This window comes from Actinokineospora xionganensis (assembly GCF_014323725.1).
Classification (GTDB): Bacteria; Actinomycetota; Actinomycetes; order Mycobacteriales; family Pseudonocardiaceae; genus Actinokineospora; species Actinokineospora xionganensis.
The window spans coordinates 32,683-55,945 of the sequence record NZ_JABVED010000014.1; the positions used below are offsets into that span (position 1 = coordinate 32,683).

General features: G+C 69.5%; 19 protein-coding genes and 2 pseudogenes. 11 read left to right on the plus strand and 10 right to left on the minus strand.

Going from position 1 to position 23,263, the window contains the following annotated elements; translation table 11 throughout:
- Nucleotides 1-114: 114 nt before the first annotated feature.
- Complete coding sequence (locus tag GPZ80_RS23025; protein WP_187223159.1) at nucleotides 115-702, minus strand: FKBP-type peptidyl-prolyl cis-trans isomerase; 588 nt, start codon at nucleotides 700-702, stop codon at nucleotides 115-117.
- Between the two features lie 176 nt (nucleotides 703-878).
- Between GPZ80_RS23025 and GPZ80_RS23030 the strand changes: the two genes are divergently transcribed.
- The 4 genes from GPZ80_RS23030 to GPZ80_RS23045 all read left to right on the plus strand — a co-directional run bounded on the left by GPZ80_RS23030 (nucleotide 879) and on the right by GPZ80_RS23045 (nucleotide 4,114).
- Nucleotides 879-1,883: a hypothetical protein gene (locus GPZ80_RS23030; RefSeq protein WP_187223160.1), complete on the plus strand. Its 1,005-nt coding sequence runs from the start codon at nucleotides 879-881 to the stop codon at nucleotides 1,881-1,883.
- Nucleotides 1,880-2,509 carry a hypothetical protein gene (locus GPZ80_RS23035; RefSeq protein WP_187223272.1) on the plus strand — a complete coding sequence of 210 codons (630 nt, stop codon included), beginning with the start codon at nucleotides 1,880-1,882 and terminating at the stop codon, nucleotides 2,507-2,509. Before GPZ80_RS23030 ends, GPZ80_RS23035 begins: the two co-directional genes overlap by 4 nt.
- Nucleotides 2,510-2,560: 51 nt before the next feature.
- Nucleotides 2,561-3,220 (plus strand): HD domain-containing protein, encoded by a 660-nt coding sequence (locus tag GPZ80_RS23040; RefSeq protein WP_187223161.1) that lies wholly within the window; start codon nucleotides 2,561-2,563, stop codon nucleotides 3,218-3,220.
- A gap of 72 nt (nucleotides 3,221-3,292) precedes the next feature.
- Nucleotides 3,293-4,114, plus strand: coding sequence for an alpha/beta hydrolase (locus tag GPZ80_RS23045; RefSeq protein WP_246477386.1), 822 nt, complete (start codon nucleotides 3,293-3,295; stop codon nucleotides 4,112-4,114).
- Here the strand turns inward: GPZ80_RS23045 and GPZ80_RS23050 are convergent.
- Genes GPZ80_RS23050 through GPZ80_RS23060 form a run of 3 tightly spaced genes read right to left on the minus strand, consistent with a single transcriptional unit; the run spans nucleotide 4,107 to nucleotide 7,043 of the window.
- Entirely contained in the window at nucleotides 4,107-4,601 is a 495-nt protein-coding gene (locus GPZ80_RS23050; RefSeq protein WP_312880516.1) for a gluconokinase, read from the minus strand. The genes GPZ80_RS23045 and GPZ80_RS23050 overlap by 8 nt on opposite strands.
- 15 nt (nucleotides 4,602-4,616) lie before the next feature.
- Nucleotides 4,617-6,059: a DNA polymerase domain-containing protein gene (locus tag GPZ80_RS23055; protein ID WP_187223162.1), complete on the minus strand. Its 1,443-nt coding sequence runs from the start codon at nucleotides 6,057-6,059 to the stop codon at nucleotides 4,617-4,619.
- A 39-nt stretch (nucleotides 6,060-6,098) separates the two neighbouring features.
- Nucleotides 6,099-7,043 (minus strand): heme o synthase, encoded by a 945-nt coding sequence (locus tag GPZ80_RS23060; RefSeq protein WP_187223163.1) that lies wholly within the window; start codon nucleotides 7,041-7,043, stop codon nucleotides 6,099-6,101.
- A 340-nt stretch (nucleotides 7,044-7,383) separates the two neighbouring features.
- Here GPZ80_RS23060 and tkt point away from each other — a divergent pair, with 340 nt between their 5' ends.
- From tkt to pgl, 6 genes are read left to right on the plus strand one after another with little or no spacing between them, the layout of a single operon-like run.
- Nucleotides 7,384-9,474, plus strand: coding sequence for a transketolase (tkt, locus tag GPZ80_RS23065; RefSeq protein WP_187223164.1), 2,091 nt, complete (start codon nucleotides 7,384-7,386; stop codon nucleotides 9,472-9,474).
- A complete protein-coding gene (tal, locus tag GPZ80_RS23070; RefSeq protein ID WP_187223165.1) occupies nucleotides 9,471-10,601 on the plus strand; it encodes a transaldolase in 1,131 nt (376 codons plus the stop codon). The genes tkt and tal overlap by 4 nt, the downstream gene beginning before the upstream one ends.
- 16 nt (nucleotides 10,602-10,617) lie before the next feature.
- Nucleotides 10,618-12,240, plus strand: a complete 1,623-nt coding sequence (locus GPZ80_RS23075) for a phosphoglucose isomerase-related protein (RefSeq protein WP_187223166.1) — start codon at nucleotides 10,618-10,620, stop codon at nucleotides 12,238-12,240.
- Nucleotides 12,237-13,775, plus strand: a complete 1,539-nt coding sequence (gene zwf / locus GPZ80_RS23080; protein ID WP_187223167.1) for a glucose-6-phosphate dehydrogenase — start codon at nucleotides 12,237-12,239, stop codon at nucleotides 13,773-13,775. Before GPZ80_RS23075 ends, zwf begins: the two co-directional genes overlap by 4 nt.
- Nucleotides 13,772-15,016, plus strand: a complete 1,245-nt coding sequence (gene opcA, locus GPZ80_RS23085) for a glucose-6-phosphate dehydrogenase assembly protein OpcA (protein ID WP_187223168.1) — start codon at nucleotides 13,772-13,774, stop codon at nucleotides 15,014-15,016. Before zwf ends, opcA begins: the two co-directional genes overlap by 4 nt.
- A complete protein-coding gene (pgl, locus tag GPZ80_RS23090) occupies nucleotides 15,013-15,792 on the plus strand; it encodes a 6-phosphogluconolactonase (RefSeq protein WP_187223169.1) in 780 nt (259 codons plus the stop codon). The genes opcA and pgl overlap by 4 nt, the downstream gene beginning before the upstream one ends.
- 131 nt (nucleotides 15,793-15,923) lie before the next feature.
- Here pgl and GPZ80_RS32910 read toward each other — a convergent pair.
- From GPZ80_RS32910 to pabB, 3 genes and pseudogenes are all read right to left on the minus strand, one after another.
- A pseudogene (locus GPZ80_RS32910) lies at nucleotides 15,924-16,886 on the minus strand (glycerophosphodiester phosphodiesterase family protein); the annotation flags it as partial.
- 36 nt (nucleotides 16,887-16,922) lie between these two features.
- A pseudogene (locus GPZ80_RS32915) lies at nucleotides 16,923-17,966 on the minus strand (glycerophosphodiester phosphodiesterase family protein); the annotation flags it as partial.
- A 50-nt stretch (nucleotides 17,967-18,016) separates the two neighbouring features.
- Nucleotides 18,017-20,059 (minus strand): aminodeoxychorismate synthase component I, encoded by a 2,043-nt coding sequence (gene pabB / locus GPZ80_RS23100; protein WP_187223171.1) that lies wholly within the window; start codon nucleotides 20,057-20,059, stop codon nucleotides 18,017-18,019.
- Between the two features lie 257 nt (nucleotides 20,060-20,316).
- Between pabB and GPZ80_RS23105 the strand changes: the two genes are divergently transcribed.
- Complete coding sequence (locus tag GPZ80_RS23105) at nucleotides 20,317-21,555, plus strand: sensor histidine kinase (RefSeq protein WP_246477387.1); 1,239 nt, start codon at nucleotides 20,317-20,319, stop codon at nucleotides 21,553-21,555.
- Nucleotides 21,556-21,635: 80 nt separating this feature from the next.
- On the opposite strand, the gene GPZ80_RS23110 is transcribed toward GPZ80_RS23105, so the two are convergent.
- From GPZ80_RS23110 to tpiA, 3 genes are all read right to left on the minus strand, one after another.
- A complete protein-coding gene (locus tag GPZ80_RS23110) occupies nucleotides 21,636-21,977 on the minus strand; it encodes an RNA polymerase-binding protein RbpA (protein WP_091383273.1) in 342 nt (113 codons plus the stop codon).
- An 88-nt stretch (nucleotides 21,978-22,065) separates the two neighbouring features.
- The gene (gene secG, locus GPZ80_RS23115) at nucleotides 22,066-22,299 is read right to left on the minus strand and encodes a preprotein translocase subunit SecG (protein ID WP_091383272.1); all 234 of its coding nucleotides are present in this window, start codon (nucleotides 22,297-22,299) and stop codon (nucleotides 22,066-22,068) included.
- A gap of 177 nt (nucleotides 22,300-22,476) precedes the next feature.
- Complete coding sequence (gene tpiA / locus GPZ80_RS23120; RefSeq protein WP_187223172.1) at nucleotides 22,477-23,262, minus strand: triose-phosphate isomerase; 786 nt, start codon at nucleotides 23,260-23,262, stop codon at nucleotides 22,477-22,479.
- Nucleotide 23,263 lies beyond the last annotated feature (1 nt).

The window sequence follows — 23,263 nt, forward strand, 5'->3', positions numbered from 1 at the left end:
CGCCGCGATTTTCGATCGACGAGATATTCCCAATAATGCCCATTTTGTGGGAACAACCAAAACGCCCCGGAGCCGCGTGGCGGCCTCCGGGGCGTTTCGACTGTTCCAGGTGGGTCAGGTGACCTGGACCGCGTCGATCACGAAGACGAGGGTCTCGTTCGCGGCGATGCCGTTGCCGCCCTGGCCGTAGCCCTTGTCCGGGGGAACCACCAGGAGCCTGCGGCCACCCTGCTTGATGCCGACCAGGCCCTCGTTCCAGCCGTCGATGACCGAGGCCTCGCCGACGCCCTGGAGCGGGAAGGGCTGGTTGCGCTTCCAGGAGGAGTCCTTCTCGGTCTTGTTCGACCAGGTGACGAGCAGGTAGTGGGTCAGCATGTCGCTGCCCTTCACGACCTCCTTGCCCGTGCCCGGCGTCAAGTCCTTGACGATGAGCTTCTTGGGCGGCGCGCAGGTGGTGGGGATGGTGATCTCGGGCTTGGAGTTGGCCGCGCCGGTGACCTTGATGTCGTCGGCGGTGCACTCGGCGCCGGTGGAGGCGGCCTCGCTGGTCGGTGCGGAGGACTCGCTGGTCTTGGTGGGCTGGGTCGCGCCCGGGGCGCTCGGGCCACTCTGCGGCTGGGTGGAGGCCTGCTCCGACGGGGCGCAAGCCGTCAGGCCCACCGCCACGGCCGCCGCGATCATGATCTTGCCGACGTTCTGCATGGTCAGCGAGTCTAGAAAAGGCCGCCGGACCGGCCGCACCCGGTCCGGCCCAACGTGAATCCTCACCCGAATTTCGCAATCCACCGGCAGGTGATCACGCGTAAAGTGACTGCGCGCGCCTGATCGGATACTGACCGCGTTCGTCCGTTCGGGTGCGCCCCAAGGAGGTGACCACCGTGCCCGCGGATGCCGAAGGCCTCCGCACCCACCCGATCCAGGAGCTCTTCTGGACCCGAACGGGCCTGTTGCTCCTGATCCTGCTCGTGGTGTCGGGAACGTCGATGTGGACTTCGAGCGGTCTCGACCCGGGCACGGCCAAGAATCTACTCGCCGCGCTCGGCACCGGGACCATGGTGTCCGCCGTCGTCGGGTTCGGCCAGACGCTGATCACCGCCACGGCCGCCCAGCGGGCGATGGTGACGCCGGTGATCGAGGAGAGCAGGCGCGCGCTCCGCGAGTTGTCGGCGGAGTACCGGGCCCTCAACCAGGAGTTCTTCCCCACCCACGTCTTCGAGGCCACGACCGACCCCGACCCGGCGTTCAACGCGCTGATGATGCGCGACCTCAAGGACACCAGGCAGTTCTGCTTCCGCGGCTTCTCCGGCCGCCACGCCGCGGTGCGGCTGCTGCACTCCCACGCGGAGTGGGAAGTGCGGGCCGTCGTGGCCGATCCTCGGGAGCGCACGGCGATCAGCGGACGCGCCCGGCACCTGGTGCGCAACGCCGGGGTCGACGCGGACTACGAGGGCATCCAGGCGACGCTGCACGAGGAGATCCGCATCGGGCTCGTCGGCCTCTATCTGGCCCGTGCCCGGTGTTCGGTGATCGACGTGACCGTCATCGCCGATCCCCCGCTGGACCGCCTGGAGATGTTCGACGACAGCGTGTGGATCACCCTCTACAGCGACGTCGCCGGGGTCGCCTCGCTCTACCCGCGGACCCTGCGCTTCTCCGAGGGGTCGTTCATCTACTCGATGGAACGCGCCGATTTCGCGCGGCTGCGCGGCGCGCGGGACGCGGGGCGGTTCCAGATCACCCCGGACACCACCCGGGCGGAGTTCCTGGCGCACTTCGAGCGGGTCACCGGCACCGCGCTCTCCCAGAAGCGGTTCCAGGAGCTGGAAGCGAAGTTCCACGCCTTCCGCCACGACTTCTCCGCCAAAGCCGGACTGGAGGGCTGATTTCGTTGTCGACCCCGCTGTCCGAGCTCGCCGACAGGATGCGCACCACACCCGCGCGTCGGTGGTCGGCCATGCACGACTGCTTCGGGTCCTGGGTGGACGGTTCGACGCTGAGATCCGTTCTGCGACAACACCTTCTGAGCCTGGGACCGGACAAGGCAGCGGCCTTGATCGGCCGCTCCCGGGAGACGACGACCCACTTCGCCTGGTGCCTGCGCGACCGCGAGGCCGAGCAGTTCACCTTCTGGCTGCACGAGTACAAACCGCAGAGCGACTGGCGGCCCGGCTACGCCGACTCCGTGCACAACCACCGCTACCACTTCTGCACGGTCATCCTGCGCGGCGGCTACCTCCACGAGCGCTACGCCACCACGATCGACCCCGGCACCGGCCTGATCACCGCGGCCACCCTGCTGCGCCGCACCGAATGCCATGAGGGCGAGTCCGGGTTCCTGCTCGCCGACGAGTTCCACCGCATCCCGGCCGCGGCCGACCACACGATGACGTTCCTGGTGAAATCCCGCCCCGTGAGCCCCGCCAGCCTGTCGTTCGACCCGGCCACCAAGATCGGCCACCGCCACGTCCCCGTCGAATCCCGACTTGAGGAGCTGACCAGCAGGATCTAAAACCACCTACCATCAGCCCCACCCGATTCCACACCGCTCGGGAGGGGTTCCATGTCCACGCCAGTTCTGCCCACCGAAACCGTCGGCGTCGCCGCGATCGCGCAGGTCAGCCGCCGGGTCCAAGTGCTCTGCGGGCGCTACGCCGACCGGCTGCCGTTCCACGGCTGGCACCACGTCAGCTTCGTGCGCGACAAGGCCGTCGAGTTCGCCATGCTCAACGGCTCCGACGTCGCCGTCGTGGAGACGGCCGCGCTGGTCCACGATGTCAACTACCTCGTCCGGCGCAACTCCATCGCCGCGGCGGGAAGCGCGCTGCGCAGGCGCATCCTGGTCGACGCGGGCATCGGCGCGGCGACGGTGGACTGGATCGACGCGCTCGTCGACGAAGCCGAGATGCGCACCCGGCACCGCGACATCTCCCTGGAGGCGCAGGCGCTCAGCGACGCCGACACGCTTTTCAAGGCGCTGCCGGTGACCCCGGTCGTGTTGGCGCACAAGTACTTGGCGGAGAACGGCGTGAGCCTGCGCGAACTCGCCGACAAGATCGTCGGCGAACAGCGAGACGTGCACGACGAGGGTTTCTACTTCTACTCCCCCGCCGCCGCCGCGAGCTATTCGCGCTGGGCCACGGCCAACCTCGAACTGTGGTCCTGCATCAAGGAGTCGCTGAACGACCCGACTGTCGAACGGTTGCTGAGCGCGGTTGGTTGATCCGACTGGTTTCAACCGCCGCTGAATGGGAAATCCCTGGTCCGACACGGTTGGTCGGCACGGGGAGTGGCCATGCGGATCCTCGGAGGCCGGTTGCAGCCGCTGATGGCGGCGGTCGACACGGCATTGAGCGAGCACACGCTGCACGCGATCATCACGGGCGTTCCGAGTCTGCTGCGCCACCCCGTGTGGCCCGCGACCGACCCGGATCAGGGCAACGGGCAGGGTGTCGTGCTGGTACCCGGTTTCGGCGTCGGCGAATACAGTCTCGCGCTGACCGCGTCCTGGTTGCGCGCCCGCGGCTACAAGCCCATCGGCGCTCGGATCGGCTTCAACGTCGGCTGCACCACCACCCTCGTCGACCGGATCGTCCAACGCATGACCGAGCACGCGGACGCCACCGGCGGACCGATCGTCCTCATCGGACAGAGCCGTGGCGGCTGGCTGGCCCGGCTCGCCACGGTCCGCCGCCCGGAACTGGTGCGTGGCTTGGTGATGCTGGGAAGTCCCGTGCTCGACCCCCTGGGCGCGAACCCGAGCGTCGTCAAGCTCGCCCGCTCACTGGCCCGGCTCTCCACCTACGGGGTGCCGGGCCTGCTCGACCAGGACTGTTTCGAGGGCGACTGCTATCGCGAGAGCGCCGAAGCGCTCACCATCCCGCTCCCGTCGAGCATCCCGGCGGTGGCGGTGTACTCGCGACTGGACCGGATCGCGCCGTGGAAGCTGTGCCGCGACCCCTACGCCCGGTGCGTCGAGGTCCGCAGCTCCCACACCGGGATGGCCTTCGACCCGGAGGTCTACACCGCACTCGAACCGCGGCTGCGCCGGTGGGCCCGCAACCACGACACGGCAAAGGCCGTCGTGCCGGAACTCCCGCGGCAGCGGGTCAGCTGACAGCGAGCCGCTCGGTCGCGGCGCGCACGATCGACGCCGGATCCAGCCGCACATCGATCTCCGTGCCCTGCTCGTCGACGCCGAGGTGCTCCAGCGTCGCGAGTTGCGAGTCGAGGAGGGCCACCGTCGCGAAGTGGCCTTGGCGCCGCCGCAGGCGCTCCGCGAGCACCGCGCGATCGCCGCACAGGTGCAGGAACCACAGCGGCGTCCCGGCCTCGCGCAGTCGGTCGCGATAGCCGCGGGTGAGCGCCGAACACGCCACCACGCACCCCGTGTCCGCGTGGGCGGCGATCCACTCCGCGACCGCCGCCAGCCACGGCTCCCGGTCGGCGTCGCGCAGCGGCATCCCGGCCGCCATCCGGGCGACGTTCGTCGGTGAGTGGAAGACGTCGGCGTCGATCCACGGCAGTCTGAGCCGCTCGGCGAGCAGCGCGGCGACGGTGCTCTTCCCCGAACCCGCCACACCCATCACGACGACAACCGGCACCCGCTCCCCCTTGGTCTACAGCTCAGGCAGATCCTGCTCCTGTCCGACGAGCGCGGCCAGTGGGTCACCGGCGGTCCGAACCCGTTCCACCACGCCGCGGATGGTCCAGCGGTCCGGCCGCAGGTCCGGGTCGTCGAGTTCGTCCCAGGTGATCGGGACCGACACCGGCGCCCCCGGCCGGGGCCGGGCGCTGAACGGCGCGACCAGCGTCTTGTTGATCGCGTTCTGCGTGTAGTCCAGCCGCGCCAGCCCACGCCTGCGGTCCTTGTACCACTCCCAGCTGACCAGCTCCGGCACGATCCGGCCCACCACCCGCGATACTTTGCGCACCCACTCGCGGGTGTCGGCGAAGGTGTAGCCGGCGCGGATGGGCACCCAGATCTGGATCCCACGCCTGCCGGTGACCTTCGGCATAGCCGTCACGCCCAGGTGCTCCATCGCCGTGCGGTAGAGCCGGGCGAGCGTAAGGACGTCGTCGAATCCGGTCTCGGTGCCCGGGTCGATGTCGATCAGTGCCCAGGTGGGCTGGTTCACGTCGGGCAGGGCGGAGGTCCAGGGGTGCAGCTCCACCGCGCCGAAGTTCGCCATCCACACCAGCGAGGCGACGCTGTCGATCACCGCGTAGCACTGTGTCTCGTCGGCGTCGGCGGCCGTGTTGTGCCACTGGGTGAGCCACTCGGGCGCGTGGTCGGGCACCTCTTTGTGCCAGAACCCCGGCTTGTCGACCCCATCCGGGTACCGGTGCGCGTTCACCGGGCGCCCGGTCAGATACGGGAGCATGTACGGCGCGAGTTGGTAGTGGTGGCGGATGAGGTCGCGCTTGGTGAGCGCGGGTTCACCGTCGCGACCGGGGAACAGGACCTTGTCCAGGTTCGTCAGCCGCAGCTCGCGGCCGTCGACGCACCACCGGCCCTCTTTCCCGAGGTCGTCGAGCGCCGCGAGGTCGTCGGCGGCGCCGGACGCGACCTCGTCGTTGGTCCGGCCGGTCTTCACCGAGCGCGGCAGATCCTCAGGGTCCCAGCCAGGCGAGGCGTGGTCGTCGTTCTTGTGGATCAGCAGCCACTGCTCTTTGCCCGCTTTGCCCTTGTCCCAGCGGGTGAGCACGAACCGGCCCGCCAGCTTCTCCCCGCTCACGTCGAAGTGCAGCTCACCGGACTCGATCGCCTTAGCCGCGTCGGTGGTCTTGGCGGGCCGCCAGGTGCCCCAGTCCCAGACGATGACGTCGCCGCCGCCGTACTGGCCGCTGGGGATGACGCACTCGAAGTCGAAGTAGTCGATGGAGTGGTCCTCGACGTGGACCGCGAGTTGCTTGGCCTTGGGGTCGAGCGTCGGTCCCTTGGGGACCGCCCAGCTGACCAGCTTGCCGTCGACCTCGAGCCGCATGTCGTAGTGCAGCCTGCGGGCGCGGTGGCGCTGCACGACGAAGCGCAGTTCCTTGTCGTTCGTCCGCGGGCTCACCGCCCACGGCTACCCCGGGGCCTACCTGCGCAAACGAACTTAGAAGGGCCACCCGGTCACGGGCAGCGATAGCGCGGAGTCGACCGCGAGGGCCACGAACACCAGCGTCAGGTAGCTGTTCGAGAGGTGGAACAGCTTCATCGGGTTGCCCGGCTCGCCGCGCCGGATGGCGCCGTTGAGGCGGTGGGCGAAGATCAGGAACCACATCCCGGCCAGCAGCGCGAACGCCGTGTAGACCCAGCCGGTGGCGGGCACCAGCAGCAGCGTCCACCCGACCATCACCCACGAGTAGATGACGATCTGCTTGGCCACCTGCTGCGGGGTGGCGACCACGGGCAGCATCGGCACACCGGCCGCCGCGTAGTCGTCGCGGAACTTCATCGCCAGCGCCCAGAAGTGCGGCGGGGTCCAGAAGAAGATCACCCCGAACATGACCAGCGCGGGCCAGCCGATGTCGCCGGTGACCGCGGACCAGCCGATGACCACCGGCATGCAGCCCGCCGCGCCACCCCACACGATGTTCTGCGCCGTGCGGCGCTTGAGGATCATCGTGTAGACGAGGACGTAGAACAGGATCGCGCCGACGGCCATCGCCGCGGCGAGGAAGTTCGTGGTGGCCCACAGCCAGGCGAACGACAGCACGCCCAGGACCAGGCCGAAGATCAGCGCGTTGCGGGCGGGCACGACGTGCTGGGCCAGCGGACGCTGCTTGGTGCGCTTCATCAGCGCGTCGATGTCGGCGTCGACCACGCAGTTGAGCGCGTTGGCGCTGCCCGCGGCCATCGTGCCGCCGAACAGCGTGGTCAGGACCAGCCACGGCGACGGGATGCCGCGCTCTGCGAGCAGCATCGCCGGGACGGTCGTGACCAGCAGCAACTCGATGATGCGTGGCTTGGTGAGGGCGACGTAGGCCTTGAAGACCTCGCCGCGGGTCGGCGCTGACGTGGGAACGGCGTCGACGGGCACTGGTATCACCGACGACATCTCGCTCCTCAGATCTGCTCGCGACTCGGCTGAGACGCCGGTCACGGCGGTTGCGTCCGCGCCACGGGGACGCCCGCGACACCGAGGGAAATGTTAACCGCGAGTCCTACGGGTACCCGTATCGGGTGGCGGCGTGGACGCCGAAGTCGGTCGCGAATCACATCGGCGGCCCCTGACGACTACGCTGACCACGGACCAGGGATGGGATGCGGGTCCGGCCAGGTCGCCCCCTACGGTATCGATCTAGAATCCGGGGGCAAAGGGTGATCATGGGCCGCGAACCCGCCAGACGTGGAAATGGGAGCTCAAGTCCGTGTCCGTCAGTGAAGTACCCAGTGAATTGACCGAACTCACCACCGCGGTGCTGCCCGAGGACTGGACCGACCTCGACAAGCGGGCCGTCGACACGATCCGCGTGCTCGCCGCGGACGCCGTGCAGAACGTGGGCAACGGCCACCCCGGCACGGCCATGAGCCTGGCGCCGCTGGCCTACTCGCTCTACCAGCGCGCGATGCGCCACGACCCGAGCGACCCCGACTGGATCGGCCGCGACCGGTTCGTGCTGTCCTGCGGGCACTCCAGCCTCACCCAGTACCTGCAGCTGTTCCTCTCCGGCTACGGCCTGGAGATCGAGGACATCGCCGCGCTGCGCACCTGGGGCTCCAAGACCCCGGGCCACCCCGAGCACGGCCACACCAAGGGCGTGGAGATCACCACCGGCCCGCTGGGCCAGGGCCTGGCCTCCGCGGTCGGCATGGCGATGGCCGCCCGCCGCGAGCGCGGCCTGTTCGACCCGGAGGCCAAGCCGGGCGAGAGTGTCTTCGATCACCACGTCTACGTGATCGCCTCCGACGGCGACATCGCCGAGGGCGTCACCTCCGAGGCGTCGGCGATCGCGGGCCGCCAGCAGCTGGGCAACCTGATCGTCTTCTACGACGACAACGAGATCTCGATCGAGGACGACACCAAGATCGCCATGGCCGAGGACACGGCCATGCGCTACGAGTCCTACGGCTGGCACGTGCAGCGGGTCATCGGCGGCGAGAACGTCACCGGCATCCTCGAGGCGATCGAGAACGCCAAGGCGGAGACCGGCAAGCCGTCGTTCATCCTGCTGCGCACGGTGATCGGCTACCCGGCGCCGAAGCTGATGAACACCGGCAAGGCGCACGGCGCCGCGCTGGGCGAGGAAGAGGTCGCCGCGGTCAAGAAGATCCTGGGCTTCGACCCGGAGAAGACTTTTGAGGTCGACCCGACCGTGCTGGCCCACGCCCGCGAGGTCGCGGAGCGCGGCAAGGCCGCCCGCGCCGACTGGGAGACCGAGTTCGAGAAGTGGGCGCGGGCCAACCCGGAGCGCAAGGCGCTGCTGGACCGGGCAACCGCCTACAAGCTGCCCGAGGGCTTCGCCGAGGCGCTGCCGAGCTGGGACCCGGACCCCAAGGGCGTCGCCACCCGCAAGGCCTCCGGCGAGGTGCTCAACGCGATCGGCGACCTGCTGCCCGAGCTGTGGGGCGGTTCAGCCGACCTGGCCGAGAGCAACAACACCACGATCTCCGGCGCCGACTCGTTCGGCCCGGTCGAGTCGGCCACGAAGCACTGGAACGCGCAGCCCTACGGCCGAACGCTGCACTTCGGTGTCCGCGAGCACGCCATGGGCTCGATCCTCAACGGCATCGTGCTGCACGGCCCGACCCGCCCCTACGGCGGCACATTCCTGGTGTTCTCCGACTACATGCGCCCGGCAGTGCGGCTCGCCGCGCTGATGAAGCTGCCGGTCACCTACGTCTGGACGCACGACTCCATCGGCCTCGGCGAGGACGGCCCGACGCACCAGCCGATCGAGCACCTGGCCGCGCTGCGCGCGATCCCGGGTCTGGTCGTGCTGCGCCCGGGTGACGCCAACGAGACCGCCGCGGCGTGGAAGGCGATCCTGTCGCAGTCCGACGCCCCGGTCGGCCTCGCGCTGACCCGGCAGAACCTGCCGGTGCTCGAAGGCACCAAGGAACTCGCGGGCGACAACGTCGCCAAGGGCGGCTACGTGCTGGCCGAGGAGACCGGTGGCCCCGCGCAGGTCGTGCTGATCGGCACCGGCTCGGAACTGCAGCTCGCGGTCGAGGCCCGCAAGGTCCTCGAAGCCGACGGCGTCCCGACCCGCGTTGTTTCCATGCCGTCCATGGAGTGGTTCCAGGATCAGGACCAGGCCTACCGCGACACCGTCATCCCGCCGACCGTCAAGGCCCGCGTGGCCGTCGAGGCAGGCATCGCCCAGCCGTGGCACCGCTACGTCGGCGACACCGGCGAGGTCATCTCGATCGAGCACTTCGGCGCGTCGGCCGACTACCAGACGCTGTTCCGCGAGTTCGGCTTCACGACCGAGGCGGTCGTGGCAGCGGCCCGTCGATCCCTCACCGCGAATGGAGGCCAGAAGTGACTGAGAACTTGAAGGCACTGTCCGACGCGGGTGTGTCCATCTGGCTCGACGACCTGTCCCGCGAGCGTCTGACCTCGGGCAACCTCGCCGAGATGATCCGGGACCAGCACGTCGTCGGCGTGACGACCAACCCGACGATTTTCGCCGGGGCACTCTCGGACGGCGAGGCGTACGACTCGCAGGTCCGTGAGCTGGCCGCGCGCGACGCCTCACTCGACGCTGCCGTCCGCGAGCTGACCACCACGGACGTGCGCAACGCGTGCGACCTGTTCCGCAGCCACTACTCGGCCTCCGACGGTGTCGACGGCAGGGTCTCGATCGAGGTCGACCCGCGGCTCGCGGCCGACACCGAGGCCACCGTGGCCGAGGCTGCCGACCTGTGGAAGACCGTCGACCGGCCGAACCTGCTGGTCAAGATCCCGGCCACGATCGAGGGCATCCCCGCCATCACGCGCACGCTCGCCGAGGGCATCAGCGTCAACGTCACGCTGATCTTCTCCGTGGAGCGCTACCGCGCGGTGATGGAGGCGTACCTGAGCGGTCTGGAGCAGGCCAAGGAGAACGGCCACGAGCTCAAGACGATCGAGTCGGTCGCGTCCTTCTTCGTGTCCCGTGTGGACAGTGAGATCGACAAGCGCCTGGAAAAGATCATCGACGACGAGGCTGGATCATCGCGCGGCGAAGCCGCGGGTGCGCTGCGCGGCAAGGCCGCGGTCGCCAACGCGCGGCTGGCGTACGCGGCGTTCCAGGAGGTCTTCAGCGGTGAGCGCTGGGAAGCGCTGGCCGCCGATGGCGCCCGGCCGCAGCGTCCACTGTGGGCCTCGACCGGGGTCAAGAACCCGGAATACCGCGACACGATGTACGTCGACGACCTCGTCGTCGCCGACACGGTCAACACCATGCCCGAGAAGACGCTGCGCGCGGTCGCCGATCACGGCAAGATCAGCGGTGACACGGTGACCGGCACCGCCGAGCAGGCGCAGGAGGTCTTCGACAAGCTCGTCGAGGTCGGGATCGACCTCGACGACGTCTTCCTGGTCCTGGAGACCGAGGGCGTCGACAAGTTCGAGAAGTCGTGGACCGAATTGCTGGAAACAGTGCAGGGACAGCTCGACAAGGCGCACTAGGAAAGGCTGACGCCACGTGGCACACCCCGGAGAGACCGTCGCAGTAACCATCGTCGACCAGCGGCTCACCGAGGAAGCCGCTTCGCTCGTCCAACAACTCGTGGACGAGTCCGTGGCGTCGAAGCTCGCGGCTCAGGACCCCACGCTGTGGGGTCCTGAGGCCGAGGCCGAGTCGGCGGTCCGACTGGCCTGGACCACGCTGCACGAGAGCTCGCGCCCACTGCTCGCCGAGATCGATGCCCTCCGCGCGGAACTGCACGCGGAGGGCGTCGACCGGGTGGTCCTCGCGGGCATGGGCGGCTCGTCGCTGGCCCCCGAGGTCATCACCGGCACGGCGGGTGTCCCGCTCGTCGTGCTCGACACCACCGACCCCGGCCAGGTGGCCGACGCGCTCGCGGGCGATCTGTCCCGCACCGTGCTGGTGGTGTCGTCGAAGTCGGGGTCCACTGTGGAGACCGACAGCCACCGGCGGATCTTCGCCCAGGCGTTCGCCGACGAGGGCATCGACGCGGCCTCGCGCATCGTCGTGGTCACCGACCCGGGCTCGCCGATGGAAGCCGCTTCGGTGGAAGCGGGCTACCGCAAGGTCTTCCTGGCCAACCCGAACGTCGGCGGACGCTACTCGGCGCTGACCGCGTTCGGCCTGGTGCCCGCCGGGCTCGCGGGCGCGGACATCGCCGAGCTGCTCGACGACGCCGCCGCGGCGGCCCGGATCCTGGCCAGCGACACGCTCGACAACCCGGCCCTGGTGCTGGCCGCCGCGCTCGGCGCCGCCCACTCGCGGGGTGCGGAGAAGATCGTCATCGCCGACACCGGCTCCGGCATCAAGGGCTTCGGCGACTGGGCCGAACAGCTCGTCGCCGAGTCCACCGGCAAGGACGGCACAGGTCTGCTGCCTGTGGTCGTCGACGACGCCGACTCCCCCGGCTTCGCCGACGCGGGCGAGGACGCGACGCCCATCGCGATCGGCCCGCCGGTGAGCGCCATCGCCACCTCAGGGCCGCTCGGCGGGCAGATTCTGCTGTGGGAGTACGCCACCGCGATCGTGGGCAGGCTGCTCGGCATCAACCCGTTCGACCAGCCCGACGTCGAGGCGGCGAAGAAGGCGGCGCGCTCGCTGCTCGACTCCCCCGACGCGTCAGCCGAGATCGGCCCGTCCTTCGTGGACGGCCAGGTCGAGGCGTACCCGTCCGGCGACTGGCTGCCCGAGGGCGTCGACTCGCTCGCGGGCGCGCTGAACGCGCTGCTCGACGCCGCGCCCGAGTTCGGCTATGTGTCCATTCAGGCCTATCTCGACCGGCTCGACGACGCCTCGACCGTGCTGCTGCGCTCGGAAATGGCGCGGCGCAGCGGTTTGCAGACCACGTTCGGCTGGGGGCCGCGGTTCCTGCACTCCACCGGGCAGTACCACAAGGGCGGACACCAGAACGGCGTGTTCCTGCAGATCACCGGCGCGGTGGAGGAAGATCTGCCCGTGCCCGACCGCCCCTACACCCTCGGCGTGCTGCAGCACGCCCAAGCTCTCGGCGACGGACAGGTCCTCGCCGACCACGGCAGGCCCGTCCTGCGACTGCACTTCACCGATCGCGCCGCGGGGCTCGCGCATCTGGTCAAGGCTCTAGCGGAGGTCAACAGGTGACAACAGCCAAGCAGTGGGCGAACCCGCTGCGGGACGAACGGGACAAGCGGCTGCCGCGGATCGCGGGGCCGTGCGGTCTGGTGATCTTCGGCGTGACCGGCGACCTGTCGCGCAAGAAGCTCATGCCCGCGATCTACGACCTGTCCAACCGCGGCCTGCTGCCGCCGGGCTTCTCACTCGTCGGGTTCGCCCGCCGGGACTGGGCGGACCAGGACTTCGGGCAGATCGTCTACGAAGCGGTCAAGCAGCACGCGCGCACGCCGTTCCGTGAGGCCGTGTGGGACCGGCTGGCCGAGGGTTTCCGGTTCGTGCCGGGCACTTTCGACGACGACACCGCGTTCGACACCCTCGCCACGACCATCGCCGACCTGGACCGCGAGCGCGGCACCAGCGGCAACCACGCGTTCTACCTGTCGATCCCGCCGGGCGCGTTCCCGGTGGTGACCAAGCAACTCGCCCGCGCCGGGCTGGCCACTCCGGCCGGGCCGGACGAGTGGCGGCGGGTGGTCATCGAGAAACCGTTCGGCCACGACCTGTCCTCCGCGGTGGCACTGAACAAGGTCGTCAACAAGGTGTTCCCCGAGGAGTCGGTGTTCCGCATCGACCACTACCTCGGCAAGGAGACCGTGCAGAACCTGTTGGCGCTGCGCTTCGCCAACCAGCTCTTCGAGCCGATCTGGAACTCCCACTACGTCGACCACGTGCAGATCACCATGGCCGAGGACATCGGCCTGGGCGGGCGCGCAGGGTACTACGACGGCATCGGCGCGGCCCGCGACGTCATCCAGAACCACCTGTTGCAGCTGCTGGCGCTGACCGCCATGGAGGAGCCGGTCTCCTTCAACCCGCACGCTCTGCGCACCGAGAAGATCAAGGTGCTGGAGGCGACCAAGCCGGTCGGTCCGTTCGCCGAGACCACCGCACGCGGGCAGTACCTGGGTGGCTGGCAGGGCGGGCAGAAGGTGCTCGGGCTGCTGCAGGAGGAGGGCTTCGCGAAGACGTCCACCACGGAGACGTTCGCCGCGATCACCCTGGAGGTGAACACGCGGCGGTGGGCCGGGGTGCCGTTCTACCTGCGCACCGGCAAGCGGCTGGGGCGTCGCGTCACGGAGATCGCGGTCGTGTTCAAGCGCGCCCCGCACCTGCCCTTCGACGAGACGTCCACTGAGGAGCTCGGGCAGAACGCGCTGGTGGTGCGGGTGCAGCCGGACGAGGGCATGACGATGCGGTTCGGCTCGAAGGTGCCGGGCAACGCCATGGAGGTCCGGGATGTGTCGATGGACTTCAGCTACGGGCACGCCTTCACCGAGTCGTCACCGGAGGCCTACGAACGGCTGATCCTCGACGTGCTCCTCGGCGAGCCGTCGCTGTTCCCGGTGAACCAGGAGGTCGAGCTGTCCTGGGAGATCCTGGAGCCGGTGCTGAAGTACTGGAAGACCGCGGGCAAGCCTGAGGGCTACGCCGCGGGCACGTGGGGGCCGGAATCCGCGGACAAGATGATGTCCCGGACCGGCAGGCACTGGAGGCGACCTTGATCATCGACCTGCCCTCTACGACGACTTCGCAGGTCAACGCCAAGCTGGTGCACCTGCGTGAGCAGGGTGGCGCGAACACCCTGGGCCGGGTGCTGACCCTGGTGATCGTCACCGACGACGGCGAGCGCGTCGAGGACGCGGTCGACGCGGCGAACGACGCCAGCCGGGAGCACCCGTGCCGGGTGATCGTCGTGGCCCGGGGCGCGAAGAAGGCCGCGGCGCGGCTGGACGCGCAGATCCGGATCGGCGGCGACGCCGGTGCGAGCGAGGTGATCGTGCTGCGCCTCTACGGCCCGTTGGCCGACGAGGGCGCGAGCTGTGTGATCCCGCTGCTGCTCCCGGACGCGCCCGTGGTGGCGTGGTGGCCGTTCGAGGCGCCCGCGAGGCCCTCGGACGACCCGATCGGCAGGCTCGCGCAGCGACGGATCACCGACTCGGCGGCCGAGCGGCACCCGATCAAGGCCCTGCAGACCCGGCAGAAGCAGTACGCCGACGGCGACACCGACCTGGCGTGGACCCGGCTGACCCTGTGGCGGGCGGTGCTGGCGGCGTCGCTGAACCTGCCGCCGTACGAGAAGGTCACCGCGGCGTCGGTCAGCGGCGGCGGCGACTCGCCGTCGACCGACCTGCTCGCGGCGTGGCTGGCGACGTTCCTGAAGGTGCCGGTCAAGCGGATCAACGCCGGTGACGGGCACGGGATCGTGTCGGTGGCGATGGAGCGGCGGTCGGGCACGGTGGAGTTGCAGCGGCCGGACGGCAAGGTCGGCACCCTGACCCAGCCCGGCCAGCCCGCGCGCCGGGTGGCGCTGCAGCGTCGGGAGGTGCGCGACTGCCTGTCGGAGGAGCTGCGCAGGCTCGACGCGGACGAGATCTACGAGGCCACGCTCAACGGGCTGACGAAGGTCACCCGCGGCCGGGCGACGGCGGCTCGCAAGCCCGTAGCGGCGCAGTCGGCGAACACACCGAGGCCTTCGGCGAAGGTGGCGGCGAAAACCGCCGCCGCGAACGCCAATGCCAAGGCATCCACGGGAACCCCCGCGACAAAGTCCTCCTCGAAAACCGCGGCGGCCGACGGCAAAGCCACAACGCCCACGGGAACCTCCGCTACACAGTCGCCCTCGAAAACCGGGGCGGGGGGCCGCGCGAAGGCCTCGCCAAACGGCTCGCCCTCGAAGCCCCGATCGTCGGCCGCGGGCACCGTGGCGAAGAAGACCGCGCCCAAACGGAAGTCCGCCTCATGAGCAGCCCCCAGGTCGTCGTCTACCCGAACCCCGCCCTGCTGGCGGCGGCCACGGCGGCCCGCCTGATCACCCGGCTCGTCGATGTGCAGGCCGCCACCGGCTCGGCGTCGCTGGTGCTGACCGGCGGCGGCACCGGCATCTCGGTGCTGGAACAGTTGCGCGCCACTCCCGCCCGCGACGCGGTGGACTGGTCGAAGGTCGACTTGTACTGGGGTGACGAGCGGTTCCTGCCCGCGGGTCACCCCGACCGCAACGAGACCCAGGCCCGAGCGGCGTTGCTCGACCACGTGCCGGTCTCCCCGGACCGGGTCCACGCGATGGCCCCTTCGGACGGCGAGTTCGGCGACGACCCGGAAGCCGCCGCGGCGGCCTACGCCGAGTTGTTGGCGAACGCGGCGGAGCCGGAGGACCACGGACCGGTCCCGAAGTTCGACATCTGCCTGCTCGGGGTCGGCGAGGAAGGGCACACGCTCTCGGTGTTCCCGGGTTCCCCCGCGGTGTATGAGAAGGAGCGGACGGTGGTGGCCGTGCGCAACTGCCCGAAGCCACCGCCGACCCGGATCAGCCTCACCCTGGCAGCGGCCCGCAGGTCGACCGAGGTGTGGCTGATGACGACGGGCGAGAACAAGGCTCCCGCTGTGGCGATGGCACTGTCCGGCGCGGGAGAGGTTCAACTGCCGGCCGCGGGTGCTCGTGGCACCCACCGGACCTTGTGGCTGCTGGACAAGCCCGCTGCGGCGAAGGTACCGAACGTCTTCACTCCGCCTTTGGCCTGACTGTGACATGGCGCCGCTCCGGGGGCGCGGCGAGGTCGCCTTGATGGTGACGTTTCGGGGGTTCGAACGAACACTGCCGACTTCGATGGCGTGTTCGTTCGGACCCCCCGAAACGTCACCGCGACCTCGCGTCAGCGCAGGCCGTTGCGGGTGGCGACCCGCACCAGGAGATCCGGGTCGTCGCTGATCAGGCCATCGACCCCAAGGTCGATCACCCGCTGCATCGTCGCCTCATCGTTCACCGTGTACGGCACCACCTTGAGCCCCCGCCGCTGCAACCCGGCGACCTCCGGCCCGTGGAAATACGCCGGATCCTGTCGCAGGTACCAATCCGGCGAAGTGACCTTGCCCTGGGCCGGGTCGTGGACCTGCCAGTTGGCCGACACCGTCGAAGCACCCGCTTGGCGGACCAGCTTCGCGAGGTCTTGGTGCTTCCACCAGTCCAGTCCCCCGGTCCACGGGCTCTTCACCGAAGGATCGCCGTAGGCCGCCTGGAGCGAGCATTCATCCGCGAGCGCGGCACACTCGGCCGGGCCGTACTGCCACACCAGAGCCACGGTCCGCACCCGTGGGTCCAGCTCCCGAGCCAGCATGATCGTGCGCCAGTCAAACGACTGCAACGTAGTCCGAGAAGCGAACCCAGACCGGCCAATCTCGCCAACAACCTTGCGGGTGAACACGTCATAGGGTGCCGTGTCGTCCACCGTCGGGCTGAGCTTCGTCTCGATGTTGAACCCGATGTCACCACGCCCACTCGACCGCACCAGGGCGAAGACCTCCGACAGCGTCGGGATGCGCTCGCCCGGCGCGGCCTGCTGGTCCGGGAACTCCGGCAGCGTCTTCGACCCGCAGTCGATCGTCTTGACCTGGGCCAGCGTCAGGTCGTGGATCCGCTTCCCCACATAGGGAAACGAAGGGTCACCCGCCGAAACAGGGGCGGTGTCGACACAATGCGACCCGTTCACCGTCCGGTCATGGATCACCACGACCTGACCGTCCGCGGTGACCCCGGTGTCCAGCTCCAAGGTGGACACACCGGGATTGCGCAGCGCATGGGCGAAGGCGGCCAGGGTGTTCTCCGGCCGGACCGACCGGGCACCGCGGTGGCCCTGGACGTCGAACGGTGAGCCGTAGGCACGCGGGAGGCGGTAGCCCCGGGAGGCGAGCAACCCCCGCAGGCGGTCGGGGTAGTCGGTGATCAGGCCGTCGACGCCGTCGTCAAGGAGCTTGGCCATGGTGGGCACGTCGTTGACTGTCCACGGGATCACCTTGATCCCGTTGCGGTGCGCGTGGTCCACCATCTCCCGGGTCACGTACGGGCGGTAGCCGGGGTCGGTCACCGAACCGCCCTGCGGAAACCCGTGCACCGGGGAGAACGCCGTGGCCCCGAACGACTTCACCGCCGCGATGGGGTCGCCGCCGAAGTCGTCGATGTCCAAGCCGCCCAGCCAAGGCGAGGCACCGGGCTTGCCGGTCTGCAGGAAGTCGTAGTTGGTCAGCGCGACCAGCGGCAGTCGCGGCGCGACCTCGCGCATCCGCATCAGGGCGCCCCAGTCGAAGCTCTGGACGCTGACCCGGCGCTCCACACCCGCCGCCGCGATCTCCCGGGCGGTGAGCTGGACGAACTTCTCGCGCGGGGCGGTCTCGTGCGGGGCGCCCGCCTCGACCTTGGTCTCGACGTTGAACCGGACCTCCTTGGCGCCGTAGCGCCCGGCCAGCGCGAACACCTCGCGCAGCAGCGGCATCTTCGAGCCCGGTGCCAACTCCTGTCCTGGCCGGTCGGCGAGCCGGACGGAGCCGCAGTCGAGGGACCGGACCTGGGCGAACGACAGCGTGTGGACGAACTTCCCGACGTAGGGGAACTCCGGGTCACCGGCGACGACCGGCGCGGTGTCGCGGCACTTGCGGGCGTCGACCCGGCGGTCGTGGGTGACCATCACCTGGTCGTCCTCGGTGATCTGGACGTCGAGTTCCACAGTGGACACGCCAAGCCGGAAGGCGTTGCCGAAGGCGCTGAGCGTGCTTTCCACGCGCAGCCCGAGACCGCCGCGGTGGGCTTGCAGGTCAAAAGCGCGAGGGGGCTCAGCTGAGACGGGAACAGCGGCGGGGACGGCTGAAAGGCAGGCCGCGGCAAGCGCAACGGCACCTGCCCGGGCTAACCGGGATCGGGTCATGCGCGGATCGTGGCAAGCCGAGATGGCCTACCGGTGGCCTGCGGGCGAACTCAGGACGCGCGTACGCGATCCGGGAACTCCGCGCCCAGCAGACCGAGCATCGTGGTCGCCTTGACCGCCGTCTCCTCGTACTCCCCCGCCGGGTCCGACAGGGCGATGATCGCGCCGCCGACACCGAAGCCGACCTCGCCGGGCCGGGCCACCAGGGTGCGGATCACCATGCTCAGATCGGCCGCGCCGCTCAGCGAGAAGTAGCCGATCGCTCCTGAGTAGACGCCGCGCGGACCGCGCTCAAGCCGGTCGATGATCTCCATGGTCCGCACCTTGGGCGCACCGGTCATCGAGCCGCCGGGGAACGCGGCGCGGACGCAGCGCACGGCGGAGACCCCTTCGGACAGTTGCGCGCGAACCGTGCTGACCAGGTGGTGCACGGTCGCGTAGGTCTCGACTTCGAACAGCCCGGGCACGTGCACCGACCCGATCTCGGCGTAGACGCCCAGGTCGTTGCGGACGAGGTCGACGATCATCAGATTCTCGGCGCGGTCCTTCTCGTCGGTGGCGAGGTCGTGGCGCAGCGCCTCGTCCTCGGCCTCCGTGCGGCCGCGCGGGCGGGTGCCCTTGATCGGGCGGGACTCCACCTCGCCGGACGCCGTGACGGACAAGAACCGCTCCGGGGAGGTGCTCAGCACCGACAGCTCACCGAAGCGCAGCAGCGCGCCGAACGGGGCCGGGCTCGTGCGGCGCAAGTACCGGTAGGCCTGCCACGGGTCGATCGTGGCGCCCGCGGTGAGCACGTTGGTCAGGCAGACCTCGTAGGTCTCGCCGTCGGCGATCGCGGCCTGACACTCGTCGATCATCGCCAGGTACGCGGCCCGGTCGTGGCGCGGGGTGAGCGCTCCGGCCACCACCCCGCGCTCGACGGGCGGCGCGGGCGCGGGGGCGGTGGCGAGGTCGACCAGCCGGGCCGCGGTCTGCTCCGCCCACTCCACGTCGAGGGCCAGCAGGTACACCTCGCCGGTCGCGTGGTCGAACACCACCGCGCGGTCGACGAAGACCAGTTGGGCGTCCGGGTCGGGCGAGTGGTGGACCCGGTCGGCGCCGCACTCCGCCTTGAGCTCGTAGCCCAGGTAGCCCACCCAGCCCAGGGCGAAGCCGAACGGCAGGTCCGGGACCTCGACCCGCCACCGAGCCAGGTCGGCGTCGAGCCAGGCCAGGAACTCCTCCCGGACGACCTCGACGCCCGTGCGCGAGGTGATGGCGACCTGGCCGGTCCACACGTCGGCGGTGGCGACACGGGCCAGCGGGCCCGAGGCGTCGCCGAGGAACGAGAACCGGCCGCCCGTGGCACTGTCGAGCCAGAAGGCGTGCGCGGAGTCGCGATAGAGGGCGTCGAACGTCTCCTCCGCGGTGACCGGCACCGTCAGCTTGCGGACGTGGACCCGCGCGGCGGGCGGCGGCTCAGGGTGATGCGCCTCCGGCACCGCGGCGGCGATCACGGTCTCGCGCGGGTGTTCGTCCCACCAGCGACGGGTCAGGTCGGCGAAGTTCGCCAGCAGGGCGTCGCCGTGTTCGGTGCACACCGACTCCGGGTGGAACTGCACGCCCCACGCGGGCCGCTCGCGGTGGCGCACGCCCATGAGGACGCCGTCCTCGGCCCACGCGGTCGCTTCCAGCTCCTCGGGCAGGTCTTCGACGGCCAGCGAGTGGTAGCGCACGACCCGCATCGGCGACGGGATGCCCGCGAACAGCTCACGGCCGTCGTGGCGGACCTCCGACAGCCTGCCGTGGCGCACCTCGGGCGCCCGGGTGACCTCCGCGCCCGCGAGCAGGCACAGCCCCTGGTGGCCCAGGCAGACGCCCAGCAGCGGCTGGCGCGCGGCGGCGAGGACGGCGCGGCTCAGGCCGATGTCGCGGTGCACGCCGGGATGGCCCGGGCCGGGCGAGATGACCACGTTGTCGAAATCGACCAGTCCGCCGAGATCCCAGTCCTCATCATTTCGGACAACTGTCGGGCGAGCGCCATCGATGGCGGCCAAAGCCTGGTAAAGGTTGTAGGTGAAGGAGTCGTAGTTGTCGATGATCAGCGTGCGCAAATCTCCTCCTCCCTCCCCGCCAAGCTTGTGGCCGGCGATTTGCTCTCGCACAGAATCGGGCAATACGTCGTCCCGATTTGGGCGATTATCCGTCGTTGTGGGTAGCGAGCCCCGAGAGTGCTCGTGGGCCAGAAAGGCGATCCATGCCACACCTACCGCGCCGCCCGGGCTCGAACCGCAAGAATGCTACAACCTCGAAGACCGTTCCCGAGCAGCGCGCGGCTTTGCATGACCAGCCTGAGCAGCGAGAAACGGTCTTGGACACAGCGCTCGTCGATGGAGGTGGCACCCTGGTCGCCCAGATGGTCGTACCGGACGACACCGCGCTCGTGACGCCCGCCCGAACACCCGGGCGGGCGCGTCGCCGAATCCCCCTGCCGCCAAGACTCACCGAGCTGTGGGCCGACCCCCGGGTCCGGGGAATCGTCTCCGACATCGCCGCCACGGCGATCGCCGCGCTCGACGTATGGCTGGTCGAGCCGGACGGCGCGCCCGGCTACTCCAGCTGGCTGTCGTGGCTGGCCGTGCTGGCGATGCCGCTGCGCAGGCACGTGCCGTGTGTGGCGCTGGTGCTGACCATCCCCGGGTTCTTCACCGGATGGGCTCAGCTCGCCGCCATGATCGCCCTCGGGACGCTGGCCAAGCGCTACCTGCTGACCTGGCGAACGCTCATCGCGGCGTTCCTGGTCGGGCTGTGCAGATTCGTGCTGTGGCCGTGGGCCGACTTCCTCGAACTGACCTGGCGCGAACACTTCCTGGACGCCATCTATGCGGTGCTGGTCGCCGGGATGCCCGTGGCCATCGGGATGTTGATCACAGTCCGGCAGGAGCTGTCGGCCCGGATCAACCAGCTCGCCCGCAGCCGCGCCCGCGAACAGCGGCTGCACGCGCAGACGGTCCGCTCGGCCGAACGGGCCAAACTCGCGCGGGAGATGCACGATGTGGTCTCCCACCAGGTGACCCTGATCGCGATGCAGGCCGGGGCGCTGAAGGTGTCGGCCAAGGACGCCGACTCGGTCGAGGCCGCGGAGACGATCCGCGCGCTGAGCACCCGCACGCTGGAGGAGCTGCGCGAGCTTGTCGGCGTGCTGCGCTCGGGCGGGGACGAGGACGAATACCAGCCCGGCCTGGAGAACATCGGCACGCTTGTCCACGGGTGCGACGTGTCGGTGACGCTGGCGATGGACGCGTCGCCGGAGCTGCTGCCCGCCCCGGTGTCGCGGGCGGCATACCGCACGGTCCAGGAGTCCCTCACCAACGTGCACAAGCACGCGGCGGGCTCGCCCACGACGGTGCGGGTGCGGGCCACCGGGTCCACGCTGGTGGTGGAGATCCGCAACGACCGGCCGAAATGCCGTCCGTCCGGGCTGCCTTCGGGTGGGCACGGGCTATTGGGACTGCGTGAGCGGGCCGGTCTGCTTGGCGGCAGTTTCACCGCCGGTCCGACAGCGGATGGCGGATTCCGGGTGCGCGCCACTTATCCGCTTTCAGTTTAGATTTCAAATAGATTCGGCGGGCCTTCGAGAACGAGAAAGCCACCCCAGGGAATCCCTGGGGTGGCTTTCTCAGCTAAAGGTCAGCCTTCGCGGCGGGCGCGGAGCTTGGCCAATGCCTCGGCGAGGATGGCTTCGCCATCGGCGTCCGAGCGGCGCTCCTTCACATAAGCGAGGTGCGTCTTGTACGGCTCGTTGCGCGGCGCCTTCGGCGGCTCTTTCTCGTCGAGCCCGGCCGGGAGGCCGCAGCGCGGGCAGTCCCAGGACTCGGGGCGCTCCGCGTCGAGGGCGAACGACGGACGCGACTCGTGTCCGTTCGCGCACCAGTAGGAAACTCGTTGCCGAGGGGCGGACTCGCCTCGCTCGGATTCACCCATGGGACCAGCCCCGACCCGGGTACCCCGGATCGCATTGCCACCGGCCATTGATGTTCACACCCCCACCACGTGGTTCGTCAGTTTGTCCTGCGAGCCCCGCCGCCTGGCCCCAGCCCGGCAGCGGGTGAATGCCGACTCAGATGACCTTGACGAGCAGGCCCAAGCCGATGACGCAGATGATCCAAACCGACCCGACGAACAGCGTCACACGGTCGAGGTTCTTCTCGACGACGCTGGAGCCGGAGAGGCTGGACTGCATGCCACCGCCGAAAAGCGAGGAAAGGCCACCGCCGCGACCGCGGTGCAGCAGCACCAACAGGATCAGCAGAAGGCTGGTCACAATAAGTGCGATCTGCAGGGTCAGAACCATGTCATCCTCGCTGTCGAACGATGGAAGCAACAGGCTACCTGGTGCGGCACACGTCTTCGAGCACCGCCCCGGCCTGAAAGCCTCGAACTGTTACCAGATATCCCAGGCGCCCGCATCCGCAAGAACGCCGCGGGCCGGGCAGCGCAATGCTACCCGGCCCGGGAAAAGCGTCCTCACCTACGGCAACGGTCCGCCTGCGGCCAGTGCGCAGAGCTTGGTGAACTCGTCGGCCTGCAGGCTCGCACCGCCGACAAGAGCGCCGTCGATGTCGTCCTGGGCGACCAGTTCGCCAATGCTGCCGGACTTCACCGAGCCGCCGTAGAGCACGCGCACGGTGTTGGCGACGTCGTCGCCGTACTTCTCCGCCAGCTGCTTGCGCAGAGCGAAGCAGACTTCCTGCGCGTCCTGCGGGGTGGCCACCCGGCCGGTGCCGATCGCCCACACGGGCTCGTAGGCGATGACGACCTTGGCGACCTGCTCGGCCTTGAGACCCTTGAGGCCCTCGACGAGCTGCGTGGTGCAGTGCTCGACGTGGTTTCCGGCCTCGCGGACCTCGATGCGCTCGCCCAGGCACAGGATCGGCGTGATCCCGTGCTTGAGCGCGGCCTTGACCTTCTTGTTGACCAACTCGTCGGTCTCCGCGTGGTACTCGCGGCGCTCCGAGTGGCCAACGGTGACGTAGCTGCAGCCGAGCTTGGCGAGCATCAGGCCCGACACGTCGCCGGTGTAGGCGCCGGAGTCGTGCGGGGAGATGTCCTGCGCGCCGTACTTGAGCAGCAGCTTGTCGCCGTCGGTCATGGTTTGGATCGACCGGATGTCGGTGAACGGCGGCAGCACGGCCACCTCCACCTTCGCGTAGTACTTCTCGGGCAGCGAGAAGGCGATCTTCTGCACCAGGGCGATGGCCTCGAGGTGGTTGAGGTTCATCTTCCAGTTGCCCGCGATCAGGACTTGCCTAGCCACG

What these genes read in the sequence shown, in the direction of transcription:
- GPZ80_RS23045 (WP_246477386.1), top strand. Translation starts at nt 3,293, where the DNA reads ATGCGGATCCTCGGAGGCCGGTTGCAGCCGCTGATGGCGGCGGTCGAC.
- GPZ80_RS23040 (WP_187223161.1), top strand. Translation starts at nt 2,561, where the DNA reads ATGTCCACGCCAGTTCTGCCCACCGAAACCGTCGGCGTCGCCGCGATC.
- pgl (WP_187223169.1), top strand. Translation starts at nt 15,013, where the DNA reads ATGAGCAGCCCCCAGGTCGTCGTCTACCCGAACCCCGCCCTGCTGGCG.
- GPZ80_RS23110 (WP_091383273.1), bottom strand. Translation starts at nt 21,977, where the DNA reads ATGGCCGGTGGCAATGCGATCCGGGGTACCCGGGTCGGGGCTGGTCCC.
- secG (WP_091383272.1), bottom strand. Translation starts at nt 22,299, where the DNA reads ATGGTTCTGACCCTGCAGATCGCACTTATTGTGACCAGCCTTCTGCTG.
- GPZ80_RS23060 (WP_187223163.1), bottom strand. Translation starts at nt 7,043, where the DNA reads ATGTCGTCGGTGATACCAGTGCCCGTCGACGCCGTTCCCACGTCAGCG.
- GPZ80_RS23025 (WP_187223159.1), bottom strand. Translation starts at nt 702, where the DNA reads ATGCAGAACGTCGGCAAGATCATGATCGCGGCGGCCGTGGCGGTGGGC.